This is a genomic window from Candidatus Cryosericum terrychapinii (assembly GCF_003570925.1).
Classification (GTDB): Bacteria; Caldisericota; Caldisericia; order Cryosericales; family Cryosericaceae; genus Cryosericum; species Cryosericum terrychapinii.
In genome coordinates this window covers 91,067-105,384 of the sequence record NZ_QXIS01000033.1, presented here as the reverse complement: position 1 = coordinate 105,384, position 14,318 = coordinate 91,067, and the positions used below count along the sequence as shown (strand labels likewise).

Here is a 14,318-nt window from a genome sequence, read left to right as displayed (position 1 = left end):
CTAACGCCTCGTCGTCCATCTTCGCCAGAGCACACCCGCATCATCATATGTCTTCCTGAGTCACTTCAGACGATGACTCGCCTGATTCGTGATCATGCTAAGACTTGGTTGCATCGACCGATCGCCTCTCCATACAGATTTCCGTAGAGATGGGTTCCACTCCCTGCATGACAGGTGTATCTTGGCCGTCGCTTCCACACACCAACCCTACGACACTCGCACTTCGTCTGCTTTCCTGGACAATCACGGCCAGCAGAAACTCAGTAAGGCCTTCGCTAAGTTCGGACTTGAGCTGCCGATTCATGGCTGACCTTCACCCTCGCAATGAAGTGGCCTTCGTCTGGTCCTAGTCCACAGAACGTCAAACACGGCGGGCGCTCCTGCGTTCCGGGATGTCGGTCTCTTGAACACAGCCCATGCACTGACGATAGCGGGCCTGTACCCATTCCCAGTTCTCCACTTCCGCTCGACGGGAGAGAAGTTTCAGGGAGACTCCAGCCTTTGCAGCCAGGGACAAGAGCGTCATGTCGTCTCCACTCGTAATGTATTCCGACTTCAAGGCTTCCCAGCCATAGGCTCTATGCCCGGTCATGCTTTCCCTCCTCGAGAGCGGGCGCGCCACCCGTCGAACTCCATGTCTGATGCTGTTTGTCGAACTCGACCCCACAGCGGCCCCTCTTCCCGGAGCGATGCTTGTCGACGATGCAAAGCAGGATTCCCCGCTCGTCCGTCGATCCGTCCGCTTCTGACAGGAGGATGATGTCGTCCGCTGCCTGCTCGAGTCCGCTCGAGTCTTTGAGGTCCTGCATCGTCAACGCGTTCCCTTGCTTGACAGCCTCCCGGGAGACCTGGGACACCGCGAGGATGTAGACACCCAGGCGCACAGCCGTCGTCTTCAGACGGGCTGCGAGACGGGAAAGCTCCTCTGCTCTGGTCACGTTTCCCTTTGTCGAGTGAATCAGCTGGAGATAGTCGACGACGATCAACTTGCAGCCGTCGACGACCGCCATCAGCTGGACCATGTTCAGGACCTCGTCCTCTGTGGCCTGGCACCTAGTTGAGTCGACAATATAGACAGGGAGGCTGGAGAGCGTGTTGAGTGCTGTCTGGTATGCCTTCAGTGTCTGATCGCTCACGTTCGGACGGTCGATCTCCCCGTTCTCGACTCCAGCTTCCCCGGCGACCAGCCTTTGCAGCACCTCTCCCTCCGGCATCTCGAGGGAAACGAACCCGCAGGGAATGTGCCGATCGGAGGCAGCATTCTTGAGCACAATCCAGCCAGCAAGGGAAGACTTGCCAGTACTGGGCGCACCTGCAAGGATCCCCAGTCTCTCAGGACGGAACCTGTCGATGATCTCGTCGAGAGCCTTGATCCGTGATCTTGGCGAGGACTCCCGCTCCTCTTTTAGCTTTTCCCTGTCCACCACTCGAGTCAGTTCTTCCTGGCACGAGTCGAACATCTTCCGGCTTCTCGTCTCACTCCCGTCGACCAGAACCTGAGACAGGGCTTCGCGCAGAGAAGAGAGCGGAATAGCCAGGTTGAAGCTCTGTTCGTAGACATCTCGGGTAGCTCGAGCAATGCTACGCCTCCGCGCCATGTCCTTGATGATATCGGCATAGGTTCCGCTGTCGGCGTCCGTATAGTGGAGGTCGATAAGCTTCTGGAGATAGGCATATCCTCCAACTGAGTCGAGTTTGCCCTGCTTCGTCAATTCCGCGCCAACCGTGACAGGGTCCGCTCGTTTCCCGGAGCTGACAACGGCCTCGATCGCACGGGCAATGTCGACATGTTCCGTCAGATAGAAGTCGTCGGCTGCAATCTCAGTCTTCGTCTGAAGATAGCAGGAACTCTTTTTGTCGTCGCTCAGGCAGTCCCCTAGTAAGGCTGTCTCGGCACGTTCGTCGTATGGAACTTTGACTTCGACCTGCGCGTCGTCGCTCATCGGTTCCTCCATTTCGACAGCACCTCTTCCTCGGCCTTGCTGAGGGGCCTCGTCTCCCGGGTCTTTTCCCTCTGCTCGACCTGTTCCAGCTCATCGGTGGTGTACGTCTTCACGCGCAGGGAACTGCCATCATTCAAGGTAACGAGCGCACCCTTCTTTATGACACAGCCTCCGGGCTTCGACAGACACGTCTCCAGGTAGGCCAGGACGTTCTTGATAGGCTGCGCTCTCTTATTGCCAAGGACCCGGGCTTCAATCTGCTTCAGGGTCGCATTGAGGTCGACGTTCGGATGGTCTTCTTCCAGTTTCCGGCGGGCGTCTGCGCCCAGGACGAACCGGCCTTCGACATAATCGAATGAAGCTGCAAAGTCTGCGGTTTGTCTTTGCTTGGGTTCATTCCCTTTTCCAGAAATCCCTCGATTGGTCTTATTGGATATAGATACTGGATATGGATTGTCTGCCACTGTGGCAGGAGTGGCCTGCCTGGGTGGCAGGGGTGATACCGTAGAATCAGTATGGATGCCACTTTGACGGTCTACCTCTGCCACTATGACAGGGGTAGTACTTGAAGACGGCATAGAGGCTGCGTTCTGTAAAGGCATGAAAACGTCCCCACTCTTGAGCCAATGAGGGACATGGGGGACAATCAGACGGTAAAGAGACGGCCTGCCATTGCGTCCCGTCATCTTGAGCCATCCGCTCTTCTTAAGGATGTCGAGCGCCCTGTAAACAGTCCGCTCAGGAACTCCAGCATCCACTGACAGGGTCTTCATGGATGGATAGGACAGCCCCTCTTCATTGGCACGGGTCGCTAGGGCAATCCAGACGATCTTTGCAGTCCCATTGAGTTTTGTTTCACCGCGGAAGAGCGAGAAGGGAACCTGGACGAACGGAGCCTCGACCCTCATGACGGCCCTCTCAGGGACGAGCTCATTTCCGTATTCTACTCGTCGTGCCGGGATCGACGAGGGGGACACCAGATGCAGAATGGCTATGCGGGTGGTCTCCGGGACGTGAAGTCTTAGTCTTCGCTCGTGGCGGCGGCAGAGTGTTTCTGAGGGTACTCCCGGCTTCGCGTTCGCCGTAGCTGTACCCCTCGAGCGTGCTGACCTTCGACTTCAATGTTATCTTCATGAGCCTATTGTCAGGCCTATCGGATTGATGTCCAGTACGTAGGGGTCATACTCGTAGAGGTCAAGTACGTGGATGTCAAGTACTTTTCTGTCAAGCACAGAGATGTCAAGTGCGTGCTCAGCCTCGCATGCCCCCAGAGCCGCTGTTTATGCATGCCGTTTATGCATGCTGCATATGTTAGGGAATGCACTACAAAGTCGACGCTTCCTGCCTTGGCATGGACATGCAATCACTTAACAATCGAGATGAGCGAGAGAAGCGAACATGGGCGAAACCGGCACATGCTGATGATTGCTGACGATTGCCTCTCGTTTCATCCTCCGCAAACGGTAGTTTTCGAACGTGGCAAGCTACGACCCCGATCACAAGCGCACTCTGCAAAGGCCTGTGGATAACTTGTTTCTGCGAAGATGTCGACTAGAGAGAAGTCGATCCTCAACGAGAAGAATGACTGGACCGTGCTATGATCCTTGGAAACAACCAGTGGGGCGGACCGACTCACATTGACCACCTGGTCAATCCGGAGCAGAGCACTCGGTCGCCCTGCGGGTGCTGGAGCCCAACAGCAGGAAAGCTCAGACCAGTACAGACGAGTACCCTGATCCCATCCCATATCTTCTGGGATCCTCTGCACCTTCCTCTTCCTTAAGGTTTCCCCTCCTACGTCTCCTTCTTCCTCTTTGGGTTTCCCCTCACCGAGTAAACCTGGACCGATCGGAGCATCCTCAGGCCAGAGACGAGCTCGTTCCATGAGAAGCATAGGCAAAGCAGGTCAAATGGACGGTCAGATTCGCAGTCTCGGGAGGCATGCCGTACGATACGACTCCCCCTGCAAATCGCGTCAGAGAACCCCCTTCTTCCTTGCTGCTCCATAGACTCCGGGAATCTCGACGGCGGGCACATCTACCTGGTCGACGTGGAGCACAGAAGTCCCGAAAGGGTCGGTCTTCAACTAGCCGAGGAGATCCTCGTGTCTTGCTGGGGTCCGTCTCTTATCTGGAGTGACATACGGGGCCCTTGCGGGTGACCCAACCGCAGACGTGCTGCACACACAGTCTCTGTACTATCAGCAGGGCATTTCCATCATGGTGCCGACTACATGAAGTGCCCGTATGCTCACATCCCATTTCTATTGGCATTTCTGCGGATCGTGACTACTCTTGGTAGTAAGTAGTGCGTCACTCTCTCGCCGGTGGTCCGGGGACCGATTGGTCGAATGTGGCCGTGCTGATGCGGCAGGCGGGTATATGCAGCTCAAGGTTCTGTGATGTAGTCCCGAGTCATTAGCCCGAGGAGTCGCGTACTTGTCTGCGGAGGAGGTGGTTCCATGAATGAGCGCAGATCCTGGTCACGTATCCTGGTGCTCCCCGGCATCGTTGCGATTCTACTAGGTATCATTGAGCCCGGAGAGGGCTTGTCTGTGCTGTACGTGTTGTCTGGAATCGGACTCGTGGCACTCAGTGCCTTTCTCGGCAAGACCCGGCACCGAGCACTCGTGCTCGGTGCGCTTGGAGTTGGAGCCATCGGGCTGTCGGCGCGGATTGCGCTTTGGGTCTTGGAGGACAGGTATTCTTGGTGGCCAGAGATTTCTGCGGCCGAGCCTGTGTTTCCAGCGCGTCCCTTGCATCTGGTCTGGACTATCGGCGTGGGGGCGAGTCTCGCCGGTGCCGCGCTCGTCCTCTTTGAGTTCCTCTATGCGGAGGACGTTCCGATGAACACGCGGAGATGGTGGTCACGCACGGTGACCTTCGTCGGGCCTGCCATGATGGCACTCGGCGCCTATCTCGTCAAGAGTGACTACCCCGTATTCCCGTATGTGATCGGTTGGCTTCTATTGCCGCTTCAGAAGGTGTGGCGGCAGGATGGGTGGAACCTGATTCCTTGTGCTCTCATTGGCGCCATCATGCTTGCTGGAAGCGGACTGGCCGCACTCGGCGCCTATCTCGTCAAGAGCCGCTACCGCAGATTCCTGTATGTTGCTCTTGCGCTTACCGCGTGCGGTCTGACCACCACGCTCGTCCTCATGGACAAGTACACTTATCTGGCCGCTCCATGGTGGGAAGTCTTCTGCTTCACATATCCCATCGGTTTGATCATGAGTTGTGTGGGCGCTGTGCTTGTCCTCATCGAGTCCTTCCGCAGAGCGCCTGTCTCCCAGGATGGTGTCGGGACAGTATAGGTGCGGGAACGACCGTTTCTACCAGGAGGTGGTTCCATGAACAAGCGCATGTTGTGGTCACGTATCCTGTGTGTCGTCGGGTTTGTCATGATGGCGGGCGGGGCTATCGTGTACGTCGTCGATACCCTGAGCACCGGATACTATCATGATTTGTTGCCCGGCGCGCTCGCAATCGGGACTGCCATGGACGTCTTCACTGGCGTGTTCGACCCCAGATCTCCTCGTTGGCTGTTGCTCACCGGGCTCACTCTTCCTGGAAGCGCGCTCGTGGCACTGGGCGCCTTTCTCGGCAACAGCCGCTACCGCAAGTTGCTCTATGCGGCTCTCGTGCTGACAGCATGCGGTCTGATCGTAGGCTTCTTCGTCTACCTCGGCCTATTGACTGAGTCAATCAACGGGCCCAACCCACGGTGGGCATTTGTCACGTACGCATATCCCATCGGTGGGATCATGAGTCTTGTGGGCGCTCTGGTTGTCATCGTCGAGCCCTGCCGCAGACCACGTACCCCCAAAGACAGTGTCGGGGAAACCTAGAAGAGGGCTCTCCCGGGAGGCAGTTCCATGAACAAGCGCATGGTGTGGTCACGTATCCTTTGCATCGTCGAGCTCGCCATGATACCAATCGAGGTTGTACTCGCCAATCTCACGTTCCGCGTATCCGGTTGGTTTGCCACCGCACTCTTGCTCGCGGGTTCCTTCCTTCCTGGACTCGGAAGCGGACTGGTGGCCCTCGGCGCTTTCCTCGGCAACAGCCGCTACCGCAGATTCATGTACTGTGCTTCTGTGCTGACACTGTGCGGCATAATTGCACTGTTCCTTGTGGGTGCCAATGTTGAAGCTCCCGCTGCCGCATCGTGGGGAGTTGCCGTGTATGCATATCCCATCGGTGCGATCATGAGTCTTGTGGGCGCTGGGCTGGTTCTCGTCGAGTCCTTCCGTAAACCGCTCATCCCCAAAGACAACGTCGATGCAACCTAAGGGTGGGAGCGACCGTTTCTCCTGGGAAGTGGTTCCATGAACAAGCGCATGTTGTGGTCACGTATCCTGTGCGTCATCGGGCTTGCCATGATGCCAATCGACATTGTCACGTTCGTCGGCCTAGGGATGTGGGGGGGCGGAAAGCTGCCACCGGTTGAGGTGGCACCGAACCAGTCACTCTTGGAGTCGCTCATTTCCATCATTTTTTATGTCTCCATTCTTGCTGGCAGCGGGTTGGCAGCACTCGGGGCTCTTCTGGGCAAGAGCCACCACCGCAAACTCCTGTATGGGGCTCTTGGGCTGACAGTGTGCGGTCTGACCACCGTTTTCCTTGCGCTCAACTTCTATGTTGACGCCGCTCCATGGTGGGTATTTGTCGCGTTGACATATCCCATCGGTCTTATCATGAGTCTTGTAGGCGCTGTGCTTGTCATTGTCGAGTCGTTCCGCAGACCGCCTGTCCCCAAGGAGAACGTCGAGGCAACGTAAGAGCGGGAGTGACAGTTCTCCCAGGAGGCGGTTCCATGAACAAGCGCATGTTGTGGTCACGTATCCTGAGCATCATGGGGCTTGTCGTGATGACAAGCATGCCTGTCTTGCTTTTCGGGTACGCCCTCCATGGCTACAACTGGCGATATGGTGGGGTCACCAGCGTACTCGTACTCGCCATGCTCCTTCTTCCTGTAATCGGCAGCGGACTGGTGGCACTCGGCGCTTTTCTCGGCAAGGGCCGGCACCGCGTCCTCTGGCTATTCGCCTTCCTGACGACAGCTCTGTTAGTCCTGTTCGTTATCCTGGATGCCATGTATCCTTCCTTCTAGGCCCCCTATTCGTTCTTCGGACAGAGCTACACCATCCCTGCCCTCGTGAAGCTGAAGTAGTCCTGGCAGGCACGGTTTCCCTAGCGATCAAGGTGAACAGGCGACATACGACTCCTTGGTAACCGAACGGACGATAGCGCCCGTACCAGTTCTTTCTACGACGAGAACCTGTGCCGTTCGGCGGCCACATCGTCCTTCGCCGGGGGAGCCTTGGTTATCGTGAACGTGGCTGTCTCAATGTCCCGGAATACCTCCTCGATGGCATCGACAGCCTCGTAGGCACGCTTGTCGAACGCGTGTGCTTGCTCCTCGTCGACCATCAGGTGGAGAAGCGCAGCACCACAGGTCGAGAGTCTGCCCAGATGCTTCCGCCACTCGTCAGGCCAGTACCCTGCGGGAAGAGTCTGAATCTTGTTGATCTCGAGCTCGATGAGATCCAGGCGTTTCTGATGCTCGATCCTCTCTTCCTCGCCTTCAACCATCAGCTTAGCCGAGCTGTTCATAGGGATGTATAGCTTTCCTTCTTCAGTCATGTGATCCCCCTTCTTGTGTCCATGGCTTCGGGTGCATCTTCTGCGGTCCAAACATGCGTGGCCCAGTCTTCTGTTTCGATCGTTATGGCTATGATGCCCTTGTCCGGAACGCACGCATAGACGTAGTTGCCGTTGTCGCTATTGTCGCCGTCGCTTCTATCCTTCCCGAGGTAGTAACCATGAGTCGGGACTTCGTCGTTCTCCGCGCCACGAAACAGCCAAGCAATGAAGGCAACCATAACGGTGTTCGGTTCCATACAGTCCAGGGGATAGCTGTCTCCCCTGCACTTCTTGAGCACTTCTGCATCGAACTGACGGACGTATCTGGGCATCGTCTCCCCACCCCAGTGTGAGAACAAAGTCACGCTACGCTCTTGGCCAGTTTGGAATTGAATCGAGATACGGTCTCCCATGATTCCGCCTCCTTAGGAGATGAGTGTCATGCCGTGCTTGGCTGCAGCGTGTTCCATTTCAGACCGGCAGGAGACCTTGAACCATTCCAGACACATGCTCGCGAGTTCATCGATGGGGCGCCAGTCCCCGAGCATCTTGGACCCGAGGTAACGGACACTGGCCTCGAACCCATGGCTCCCCCGGTAGTTCCAGTAGTAGTCGATGACGTCGGCCGGGGTGATCTTCGCCACCCTGGGTTCATCGGTCACGACGTCCGCATAGTTGAACGTCAACGACTTCCGGTCGATGGCCTTGATGAACCCCATCTCGGCAGGGTCGCCAACCGTCCGCTCGAACAGCTCACCCAGGTCATCTGAAGCCGCGTTACGTTTTGCGCTGCTATCCATAGGGACCTCCTAGTCCTCAATGTTGAGAAGCGTGTAGGTACCGATCTCCATACTTCTGTCCGCGGCGGCCATGAAGACGTCCGCATCTCTCCGATCGGTAAACGTCGCAATGATGATGTAGGGGCAATCCGGAGCAAGGCGGTAGCCAATGACGGCCTCAATGTCGTACATGTTCGATAGGATGCGCTCCAGTATCCATCTTCTCATGTCTCGTGGCCTCCTTGTCTTCTCTGACGCTAATCATCCGATTCAACGGCATCATCCCAGTAGCACACGTGCCATGGCCGCCCAGCAGGCTCCGGTCCTCTTGGCGGCTCTCATTTAGGACACCATGGCGTCCCCAGGGACACATTGGTGACCGAGAGCTGCGAAGCCGGGTACGTGCCAGATGTTGCCATCCGCCGGCTTGTAGTAGTTGGCGTTGAGCTTGCGCTCGGACAGGCGACCACCACACCGTGCACACCTGTTCCCGTTGTCACAGAGGCAGTGCACGGTCATCTCGCGTCCCTGGAAGACCGGACTGGGATCCAGACACTCACCGTGATACTCGTGACAGACTGGGCACAGCACCAGCCCGTTTGGAACCCCTGGAGCACCTGCATCGAGACCACCGAGTCTCGTAAGGTCCTCGGCAGTTGCCTGCCTCCCACCCTTCGTGAGGTCGCCCATGATGGCACCTGAGACGGGATGGCTGCTGATGGATTCGGCTAGGATGGCCACCCGTGCGGGATACGTTGCATCTGTTGGCATCCAGGCACTGACGCGACGTGAAGGCTTGAGACTTCCCGTCATGAGTATCCCGTCGGTGGGGATGCTGCTCGAAAGGCGGCACTGACCATTTGTAAGGTAGATACAACGGTCAGGCCCCAGGACGAGACAGGTATCCAGCTCGTTGGCCAATGCTTGGGAGATAGCGACGGCGAGCAGAGCTTCCTCGCCGATGGTCGGCAGAACCATCACATGGTACAGTGCTGCCACAAGCCTTGTTACCAGATACGGGAACACCGGCGGATGTGGCCATGGTCCCGGCAGAACGACAGACGTGTCCGGGGAGATCATGCCGCACTACCTTGGTTCGTGGACGTCGCGGAGAATCTCGGTTCTTGGTGCATGTCACTGCCTCCTTGTGTCATCAGGTGCAGCGAGTCTCACCAGGAGAACCGAAAACGGCTCCCCTGCCGCAAAGACGTGGCAAGGGAGCCACGGCATTTTTAGCAGGTTGGTGAGGCGGCTGCAAGTTGCCATAAATCGCCGCCGGACTGCAGTGCAGTCCAGGAAAAGCAAAAAACCTTGCGCGCCAAAGCAAGGTCAGAACATCAACTCCTGTCCCGGCGTTTAGCACATTTGTAGAACCCGCGGATGCAAGTAGCCTTAATAAATCACCGCGTCGTACAATTACAGAATAGGACAGTCAACTGACCTGTCAAGACCACTCTGGAGAGCTGCGCACTTCCTTGGAGAGAGCGGGTCTTCGATGTCCTGTGTCGATTTCAGGTCAATTCTGATGTCGTACCCTGTTGCCATGCACGAGATACGTTGAGATCTCCGCTATGGGGCTAGAATCGCTCACTTACGGCCAAAGTGCAGTGCCGTTTCAGAAGACTCCCTGGAATTGACCCCACTCTTGCTTGACGATGAGGCCAAGGTAGCTAGCATGTGAAGTAGATACGTCTCATGTCAATCTCTGGGGGAGCATATGCCAAATGCAGACGACTTTCGAAGTGAGCTCTACAGCATCTTTTCTTCTTCTCGAGGTGGGTACGTCGACATGACGTCTGGTGACCTACACCGGAGGGTAGGAGGATATCCGGGGCCAAATCATCGCATGCCGATCTGCTGCAGCGTCATGAGACAAGCCATGCAGAGTGGTGATATCCTCGTCGCCGAGCCACCGAAAGGGAATGGAGCCACGCTGACGATACGGTACCGGTTGCCGCGGTAGTACAAGCTCTCCTACGTAAGAAAACTTATCTGACAAGACGATGAGTGCACGTACGTGGGGCTGACTGTTTCGCAATCCTGGCACAGAGTTCGATATGATGGCTCGAGCCGTTCCGGTTAGTCGCTGGTCGCGGCTAACCATGAACTGATCACTCGCTTCGAGAAGAAGATCCAAGCCACACTCTCCCGAGTTTAGGGAGAGGAAGAGTCAATGCTGGGGGAGGCATGACCTATGGAAGGACCTAACGAACTGGACCCTAAACCCCAGCCTTTGACTGAAGGCACGCAACCATCCGAGCTCGTCATGCCGGATGACCAGTATAACGAACTGCTGCGGGTTGTAGGAGTCTACAAGAGGCAAGCCGAGAAATGTGCCACTGCCGGTGCACCTTGCTGCCTGCATGATGATCGGCGCTGCTTTGGAAGGCGCCTTGCTGGCAATATGCGACTGCTATTATGATGATATCCCGGTTGAGCTTATACCGCGAAGTCATAAGAAGCAGCTTGCCGTCGTCGACTGGGGGTTATTTGACCTCGTGGACATTGCCCGCAAAATGGAATGGTTGCCATCAGGACTCACTTACGGCGAACAATGGAGCAGCAAGAAAGCAGGCATTGGCGATTATGCGGTTGTGGTTCGAGAGTTAAGGAATCTTGTTCATCCTGCCCGCTATGTGCAGGATATGCCCAGGAAGCGGATCACTGAACGCTACTATCGTTCGTGCGAGGAGACCTTCGGCACGAGCATTGACTACTTGTTAGCCAGAATAGGCCGATCCCCAAAAGATGCTCACGATAAAGGAGAATTCTAAGGAAGAACACGGCTAGCAAACCGTTCCAGGAAATGGCACTTGCGCAACGAACGAATCTGAGGGCCGCCTTGGTCACAACGAGGAAGCGGCTTTGATTTCAGCACTGGGTCCCAACTGCTACTCCATTCCTTCCCTAAGATAGTATTCTGCCCTGGATCCGGACATCGGCGCCTCGTTCCCTTTCGTGTCGATACGACCATATCGGCCATTGAGTTTGACCGACGCAAAACCCTCCGAGAAGCCACACACTTTGTCATAGACACCCGGTATGACGAGGGCCCCTTTGGTGTCGATATAACCCCATTTCCCGTTGAGTTCAACAAGCGCCAGACCCTTACTGAAGGAATGGGCCCAATAGTAGAGAGCAGTTATCACTGTGTCCGGCAACCTGCTGGTACGGCCATCGTATTCTTGCTTACCACGCGACAAACGCACGCTGCCAAGTTCTTGAGAGTAGGCGCCTACGGCCTAATCAACCCTCTGAGGAACCATCCGACCAGCATTCCAACTGCTGTGCTAATTGAGGCTCCGAGAATATTGGTTGTCACCCACCCTAACAGTGCATGCATCTTGGACGATGGCAAGTTCCGGCTGACGTATTCTCGGCCAGCGTTTGTCAGTTCGATGTTTCTGATGGCGACGATTCCAGTTCCATTCCCCTCGAGGGTCTTACAATCAACAAGCCCTTGTCCCAACAGGCCCTCAGAAGACCCCACGATATTCATGAGCGTACGTTCGTCGGCATTGTCAAGTTTGGACTTTGCGAGTCGCAGGAGATCATCCATCCCGCGCACCCTCACTCCAATGTCTTTTGTGTAGAGAATACGCAGAACTATGTCTGCGTATTCCTGATTGCTGCGTTTACGTGTCATGTTGCCTCCCTCGACGACTGTGTCCAAAAAGCTTCGGTTCCCCCATGTCTGAGAACTACTGTAGCATCAATTGTGAATTGCATATAGCCGGACGGGCCGGCTGAGGAGTGTCTCGCCGAACCCACATATGCTGCAACGCAGTTGCAGATGTGCTGACCAAATGGCATATGTGGCGACTCAATTTGTCGCCCTAGAGACGGGCTTCTTCGTTTCCCGAGGTGTCCGCCGTTAGTGCAGGATCGCTTCCTGCTGGCGTTTCGTTTCAGTCTTCGCGTAGGCATAGCGCCCGATTCTCCGCTGGACATAGAACTAAGCGGTCCCTGTGAGAGACCTCCTTCCTCATAGATTGGTGAGCAGAGCAGAAGGTGCGCCTCGGGTCAGATCAGTATTGCCTGCGAGCGAGCCAGAGCTGGTCGAGAGTGCGTGCCTGCTCGCTGGTGAGGCGATAGTTCGTGCGCCGAGCTATGACAATGACGCCCAATTTCGCCAGCACTGCATCCAGCACGAGTATTGTTCTCGGAAGGGCTCCGATTTCCTCGGTGAGACGCACGTCGTCAAGAACTAGCCGGACCCACGGATAGTCATATCCGATGCGTGAACGTGGCTCACTTGTCAGAACTCCATGAGCTACCACGCCTCCGGTTCCCGTCCTTCCTCCCTCTGATCTCCAAAGGTAGACGGAGTCACCAACGTGCATCTGCCCAAGGAGGCTGCGCTGTCGAACGTCCCACGCAGTCTTCCTGTGCTGCTCAAGGTCTTTGTTCATATCCCATAACTTCGGATTCCCTTGAAATAGCCAAGTTGCCATGTCATGCCTCCTTGTGACGGCCTAGTCTCCTGCTCCGCTAGGATAGGATGGGCGCAACGAATCCGCGTGTCTGTCAGCCTCCGAACCCTTTCCCTGTCTTTATGGGTGTGCAGTCCGGGCCCCTTCAAGGAGACCCTTCACCATATCAGCATACCTCTGGGTGCTGATCTCATCAATTGGCACTCCCTTAGAAGCGGGCGCGACATCTCCCGGGACAGTACCAGCGAAGAAACAAGGGCAGCCCATGCGAGAGGCCGCCCTGCTATGCATGCAGACCGGGAAATGTCACCTCCCGGACGTGTGCGCTGCGATCCTACGTCATCACCGCTTGGCTTTCCGGTCCGGCCCCACCGTATACCCGACGTCACGCCTTGCATCCACGGACAGTCCATCACTTTTGTAACTATTCCACCAGAGTAGGTAGGGCTTGGGTTAGAAACGAGATTAAACGAGACAGTGTTGAGAAATCTGTGATATAGTTATATGGTAAACTCTTTGCTAGAGCAAGAAAGGGGGAGTAATATGTCATTGGGTATAGCCTTCAAAGGTGCAGAGGGCATAGTCTTGGCGGCTGATAGCAGAGTAACATTAACTACTCAAGTCCAACCTGGTCAACTTCAACAGCAAGCTATGTTACTTCCTGCTAGTTACGATAATGCTACTAAACTACTCAAGGTGAAGGGGCAAGATTTTGTTGCGGCAGTTACCTATGGATTAGGAGCTATTGGTTTAGCAGCACCTCGGACAGCACATAGCTTGCTACCTGAGTTTGAAGCTAAATTGAATCAAGAGACAAAGGAACGTTTGTCAGTGACAGAATTTGCAGGGAAATTGAGCGAGTTCTTTATGACTCAGTGGACAGCCGCAAATATGCCTCAGAACAAGACGATACCCGATATAGTCTTCTTGGTAGGTGGATTTGATAAAGATGCGCCCTATGGACGGGTATTTGAAGTGGATATCCCGTCAGGCCCAACCCCAAAGGAATGGGATAGCGACCCAGGTATGTTTGGACCTGTATGGGGTGGACAACGGGAATTCACGGACCGTCTGTTACAAGGGTTTGACCCGAACTTAGTTGCTTTAGTAAAAGCAGCACTAAACCTATCTGATATCCAAACCACTACCCTGGAAAATGCACTCAAGCCATTAAGCGTACAGATTCCCTATCAATTCTTGCCACTACAGGATTGTGTTGACTTATCTATCTTCTTAATACGAACTACTATGAAGATTCAAACATGGCAAGTGGGTATACGGGGTGTTGGCGGAGCCATAGATTTAGCTACTATCACCCGCACCGATGGCTTCAGACCAATACAGCAGAAGAAAATCAAGGGTGAGACAATCAAATCGGAGGTAGAATAAAATGCCAGGCTTAACAAATGGAGTTAGTACCCAGCAATGGCTTGAGGTAAGTAAAGGTCACAACATAGCCGCATATTTGCCGAGCAATATTCATGATGGATTGACTGAAGGATTGTCTTCACAGGCAAC

At 55.3% G+C, this 14,318-nt stretch carries 18 protein-coding genes; 7 read left to right on the top strand and 11 right to left on the bottom strand.

All coding sequences use genetic code 11. From position 1 onward, the window contains the following. Positions 1-361 precede the first annotated feature (361 nt). From SMC7_RS06170 to SMC7_RS06160, 3 genes are read right to left on the bottom strand one after another with little or no spacing between them, the layout of a single operon-like run. The gene (locus SMC7_RS06170) at positions 362-592 is read right to left on the bottom strand and encodes a hypothetical protein (protein WP_119089482.1); all 231 of its coding nucleotides are present in this window, start codon (positions 590-592) and stop codon (positions 362-364) included. After that, positions 579-1,943 (bottom strand): replicative DNA helicase, encoded by a 1,365-nt coding sequence (locus tag SMC7_RS06165; RefSeq protein WP_165845196.1) that lies wholly within the window; start codon positions 1,941-1,943, stop codon positions 579-581. The genes SMC7_RS06170 and SMC7_RS06165 overlap by 14 nt, the downstream gene beginning before the upstream one ends. Next, complete coding sequence (locus tag SMC7_RS06160; protein WP_119089480.1) at positions 1,940-2,851, bottom strand: helix-turn-helix domain-containing protein; 912 nt, start codon at positions 2,849-2,851, stop codon at positions 1,940-1,942. The genes SMC7_RS06165 and SMC7_RS06160 overlap by 4 nt, the downstream gene beginning before the upstream one ends. A gap of 1,553 nt (positions 2,852-4,404) precedes the next feature. On the opposite strand from SMC7_RS06160, the gene SMC7_RS06155 reads away from it, so the two are divergent. From SMC7_RS06155 to SMC7_RS06135, 5 genes are read left to right on the top strand one after another with little or no spacing between them, the layout of a single operon-like run. Next, positions 4,405-5,256, top strand: a complete 852-nt coding sequence (locus tag SMC7_RS06155) for a hypothetical protein (RefSeq protein WP_119089479.1) — start codon at positions 4,405-4,407, stop codon at positions 5,254-5,256. Positions 5,257-5,292: 36 nt separating this feature from the next. Beyond that, the gene (locus SMC7_RS06150) at positions 5,293-5,790 is read left to right on the top strand and encodes a hypothetical protein (protein WP_119089478.1); all 498 of its coding nucleotides are present in this window, start codon (positions 5,293-5,295) and stop codon (positions 5,788-5,790) included. A 27-nt stretch (positions 5,791-5,817) separates the two neighbouring features. Further along, complete coding sequence (locus SMC7_RS06145) at positions 5,818-6,234, top strand: hypothetical protein (RefSeq protein ID WP_119089477.1); 417 nt, start codon at positions 5,818-5,820, stop codon at positions 6,232-6,234. Between the two features lie 36 nt (positions 6,235-6,270). Continuing rightward, a complete protein-coding gene (locus tag SMC7_RS06140) occupies positions 6,271-6,723 on the top strand; it encodes a hypothetical protein (protein WP_119089476.1) in 453 nt (150 codons plus the stop codon). 35 nt (positions 6,724-6,758) lie between these two features. After that, entirely contained in the window at positions 6,759-7,055 is a 297-nt protein-coding gene (locus SMC7_RS06135; RefSeq protein ID WP_119089475.1) for a hypothetical protein, read from the top strand. Between the two features lie 155 nt (positions 7,056-7,210). Here SMC7_RS06135 and SMC7_RS06130 read toward each other — a convergent pair whose 3' ends face one another. The 5 genes from SMC7_RS06130 to SMC7_RS06110 all read right to left on the bottom strand — a co-directional run bounded on the left by SMC7_RS06130 (position 7,211) and on the right by SMC7_RS06110 (position 9,447). Further along, complete coding sequence (locus SMC7_RS06130) at positions 7,211-7,588, bottom strand: hypothetical protein (protein WP_119089474.1); 378 nt, start codon at positions 7,586-7,588, stop codon at positions 7,211-7,213. Continuing rightward, positions 7,585-7,920: a hypothetical protein gene (locus SMC7_RS06125; protein ID WP_126850749.1), complete on the bottom strand. Its 336-nt coding sequence runs from the start codon at positions 7,918-7,920 to the stop codon at positions 7,585-7,587. Before SMC7_RS06125 ends, SMC7_RS06130 begins: the two co-directional genes overlap by 4 nt. A gap of 93 nt (positions 7,921-8,013) precedes the next feature. Beyond that, complete coding sequence (locus tag SMC7_RS06120; RefSeq protein ID WP_119089472.1) at positions 8,014-8,388, bottom strand: hypothetical protein; 375 nt, start codon at positions 8,386-8,388, stop codon at positions 8,014-8,016. Between the two features lie 9 nt (positions 8,389-8,397). Continuing rightward, the gene (locus SMC7_RS06115; protein WP_119089471.1) at positions 8,398-8,595 is read right to left on the bottom strand and encodes a hypothetical protein; all 198 of its coding nucleotides are present in this window, start codon (positions 8,593-8,595) and stop codon (positions 8,398-8,400) included. 114 nt (positions 8,596-8,709) lie between these two features. Next, positions 8,710-9,447 (bottom strand): hypothetical protein, encoded by a 738-nt coding sequence (locus SMC7_RS06110; RefSeq protein WP_119089470.1) that lies wholly within the window; start codon positions 9,445-9,447, stop codon positions 8,710-8,712. Positions 9,448-10,700: 1,253 nt separating this feature from the next. Here SMC7_RS06110 and SMC7_RS06105 point away from each other — a divergent pair. After that, positions 10,701-11,141 (top strand): hypothetical protein, encoded by a 441-nt coding sequence (locus SMC7_RS06105; protein ID WP_165845195.1) that lies wholly within the window; start codon positions 10,701-10,703, stop codon positions 11,139-11,141. A gap of 117 nt (positions 11,142-11,258) precedes the next feature. Here SMC7_RS06105 and SMC7_RS06100 read toward each other — a convergent pair whose 3' ends face one another. The 3 genes from SMC7_RS06100 to SMC7_RS06090 form a co-directional block, all read right to left on the bottom strand. Beyond that, complete coding sequence (locus SMC7_RS06100) at positions 11,259-11,516, bottom strand: WG repeat-containing protein (RefSeq protein WP_165845194.1); 258 nt, start codon at positions 11,514-11,516, stop codon at positions 11,259-11,261. An 86-nt stretch (positions 11,517-11,602) separates the two neighbouring features. Continuing rightward, positions 11,603-12,013 carry a hypothetical protein gene (locus SMC7_RS06095; protein WP_119089467.1) on the bottom strand — a complete coding sequence of 137 codons (411 nt, stop codon included), beginning with the start codon at positions 12,011-12,013 and terminating at the stop codon, positions 11,603-11,605. A 382-nt stretch (positions 12,014-12,395) separates the two neighbouring features. Beyond that, on the bottom strand, positions 12,396-12,821 hold the full coding sequence (locus SMC7_RS06090; RefSeq protein ID WP_119089466.1) for an EVE domain-containing protein: 426 nt from the start codon (positions 12,819-12,821) through the stop codon (positions 12,396-12,398). A 528-nt stretch (positions 12,822-13,349) separates the two neighbouring features. Between SMC7_RS06090 and SMC7_RS06085 the strand changes: the two genes are divergently transcribed. Beyond that, on the top strand, positions 13,350-14,189 hold the full coding sequence (locus tag SMC7_RS06085) for a hypothetical protein (RefSeq protein ID WP_165845193.1): 840 nt from the start codon (positions 13,350-13,352) through the stop codon (positions 14,187-14,189). Positions 14,190-14,318: the final 129 nt, after the last annotated feature.

Excerpts from the sequence above, each read along its gene's own strand:
- SMC7_RS06170 (WP_119089482.1), bottom strand. The coding sequence starts at position 592 with ATGACCGGGCATAGAGCCTATGGCTGGGAAGCCTTGAAGTCGGAATAC.
- SMC7_RS06165 (WP_165845196.1), bottom strand. The coding sequence starts at position 1,943 with ATGAGCGACGACGCGCAGGTCGAAGTCAAAGTTCCATACGACGAACGT.
- SMC7_RS06160 (WP_119089480.1), bottom strand. The coding sequence starts at position 2,851 with ATGAGGGTCGAGGCTCCGTTCGTCCAGGTTCCCTTCTCGCTCTTCCGC.
- SMC7_RS06155 (WP_119089479.1), top strand. The coding sequence starts at position 4,405 with ATGAATGAGCGCAGATCCTGGTCACGTATCCTGGTGCTCCCCGGCATC.
- SMC7_RS06150 (WP_119089478.1), top strand. The coding sequence starts at position 5,293 with ATGAACAAGCGCATGTTGTGGTCACGTATCCTGTGTGTCGTCGGGTTT.
- SMC7_RS06145 (WP_119089477.1), top strand. The coding sequence starts at position 5,818 with ATGAACAAGCGCATGGTGTGGTCACGTATCCTTTGCATCGTCGAGCTC.
- SMC7_RS06140 (WP_119089476.1), top strand. The coding sequence starts at position 6,271 with ATGAACAAGCGCATGTTGTGGTCACGTATCCTGTGCGTCATCGGGCTT.
- SMC7_RS06135 (WP_119089475.1), top strand. The coding sequence starts at position 6,759 with ATGAACAAGCGCATGTTGTGGTCACGTATCCTGAGCATCATGGGGCTT.
- SMC7_RS06130 (WP_119089474.1), bottom strand. The coding sequence starts at position 7,588 with ATGACTGAAGAAGGAAAGCTATACATCCCTATGAACAGCTCGGCTAAG.
- SMC7_RS06125 (WP_126850749.1), bottom strand. The coding sequence starts at position 7,920 with ATGCCCAGATACGTCCGTCAGTTCGATGCAGAAGTGCTCAAGAAGTGC.
- SMC7_RS06120 (WP_119089472.1), bottom strand. The coding sequence starts at position 8,388 with ATGGATAGCAGCGCAAAACGTAACGCGGCTTCAGATGACCTGGGTGAG.
- SMC7_RS06115 (WP_119089471.1), bottom strand. The coding sequence starts at position 8,595 with ATGAGAAGATGGATACTGGAGCGCATCCTATCGAACATGTACGACATT.
- SMC7_RS06110 (WP_119089470.1), bottom strand. The coding sequence starts at position 9,447 with ATGATCTCCCCGGACACGTCTGTCGTTCTGCCGGGACCATGGCCACAT.
- SMC7_RS06095 (WP_119089467.1), bottom strand. The coding sequence starts at position 12,013 with ATGACACGTAAACGCAGCAATCAGGAATACGCAGACATAGTTCTGCGT.
- SMC7_RS06090 (WP_119089466.1), bottom strand. The coding sequence starts at position 12,821 with ATGGCAACTTGGCTATTTCAAGGGAATCCGAAGTTATGGGATATGAAC.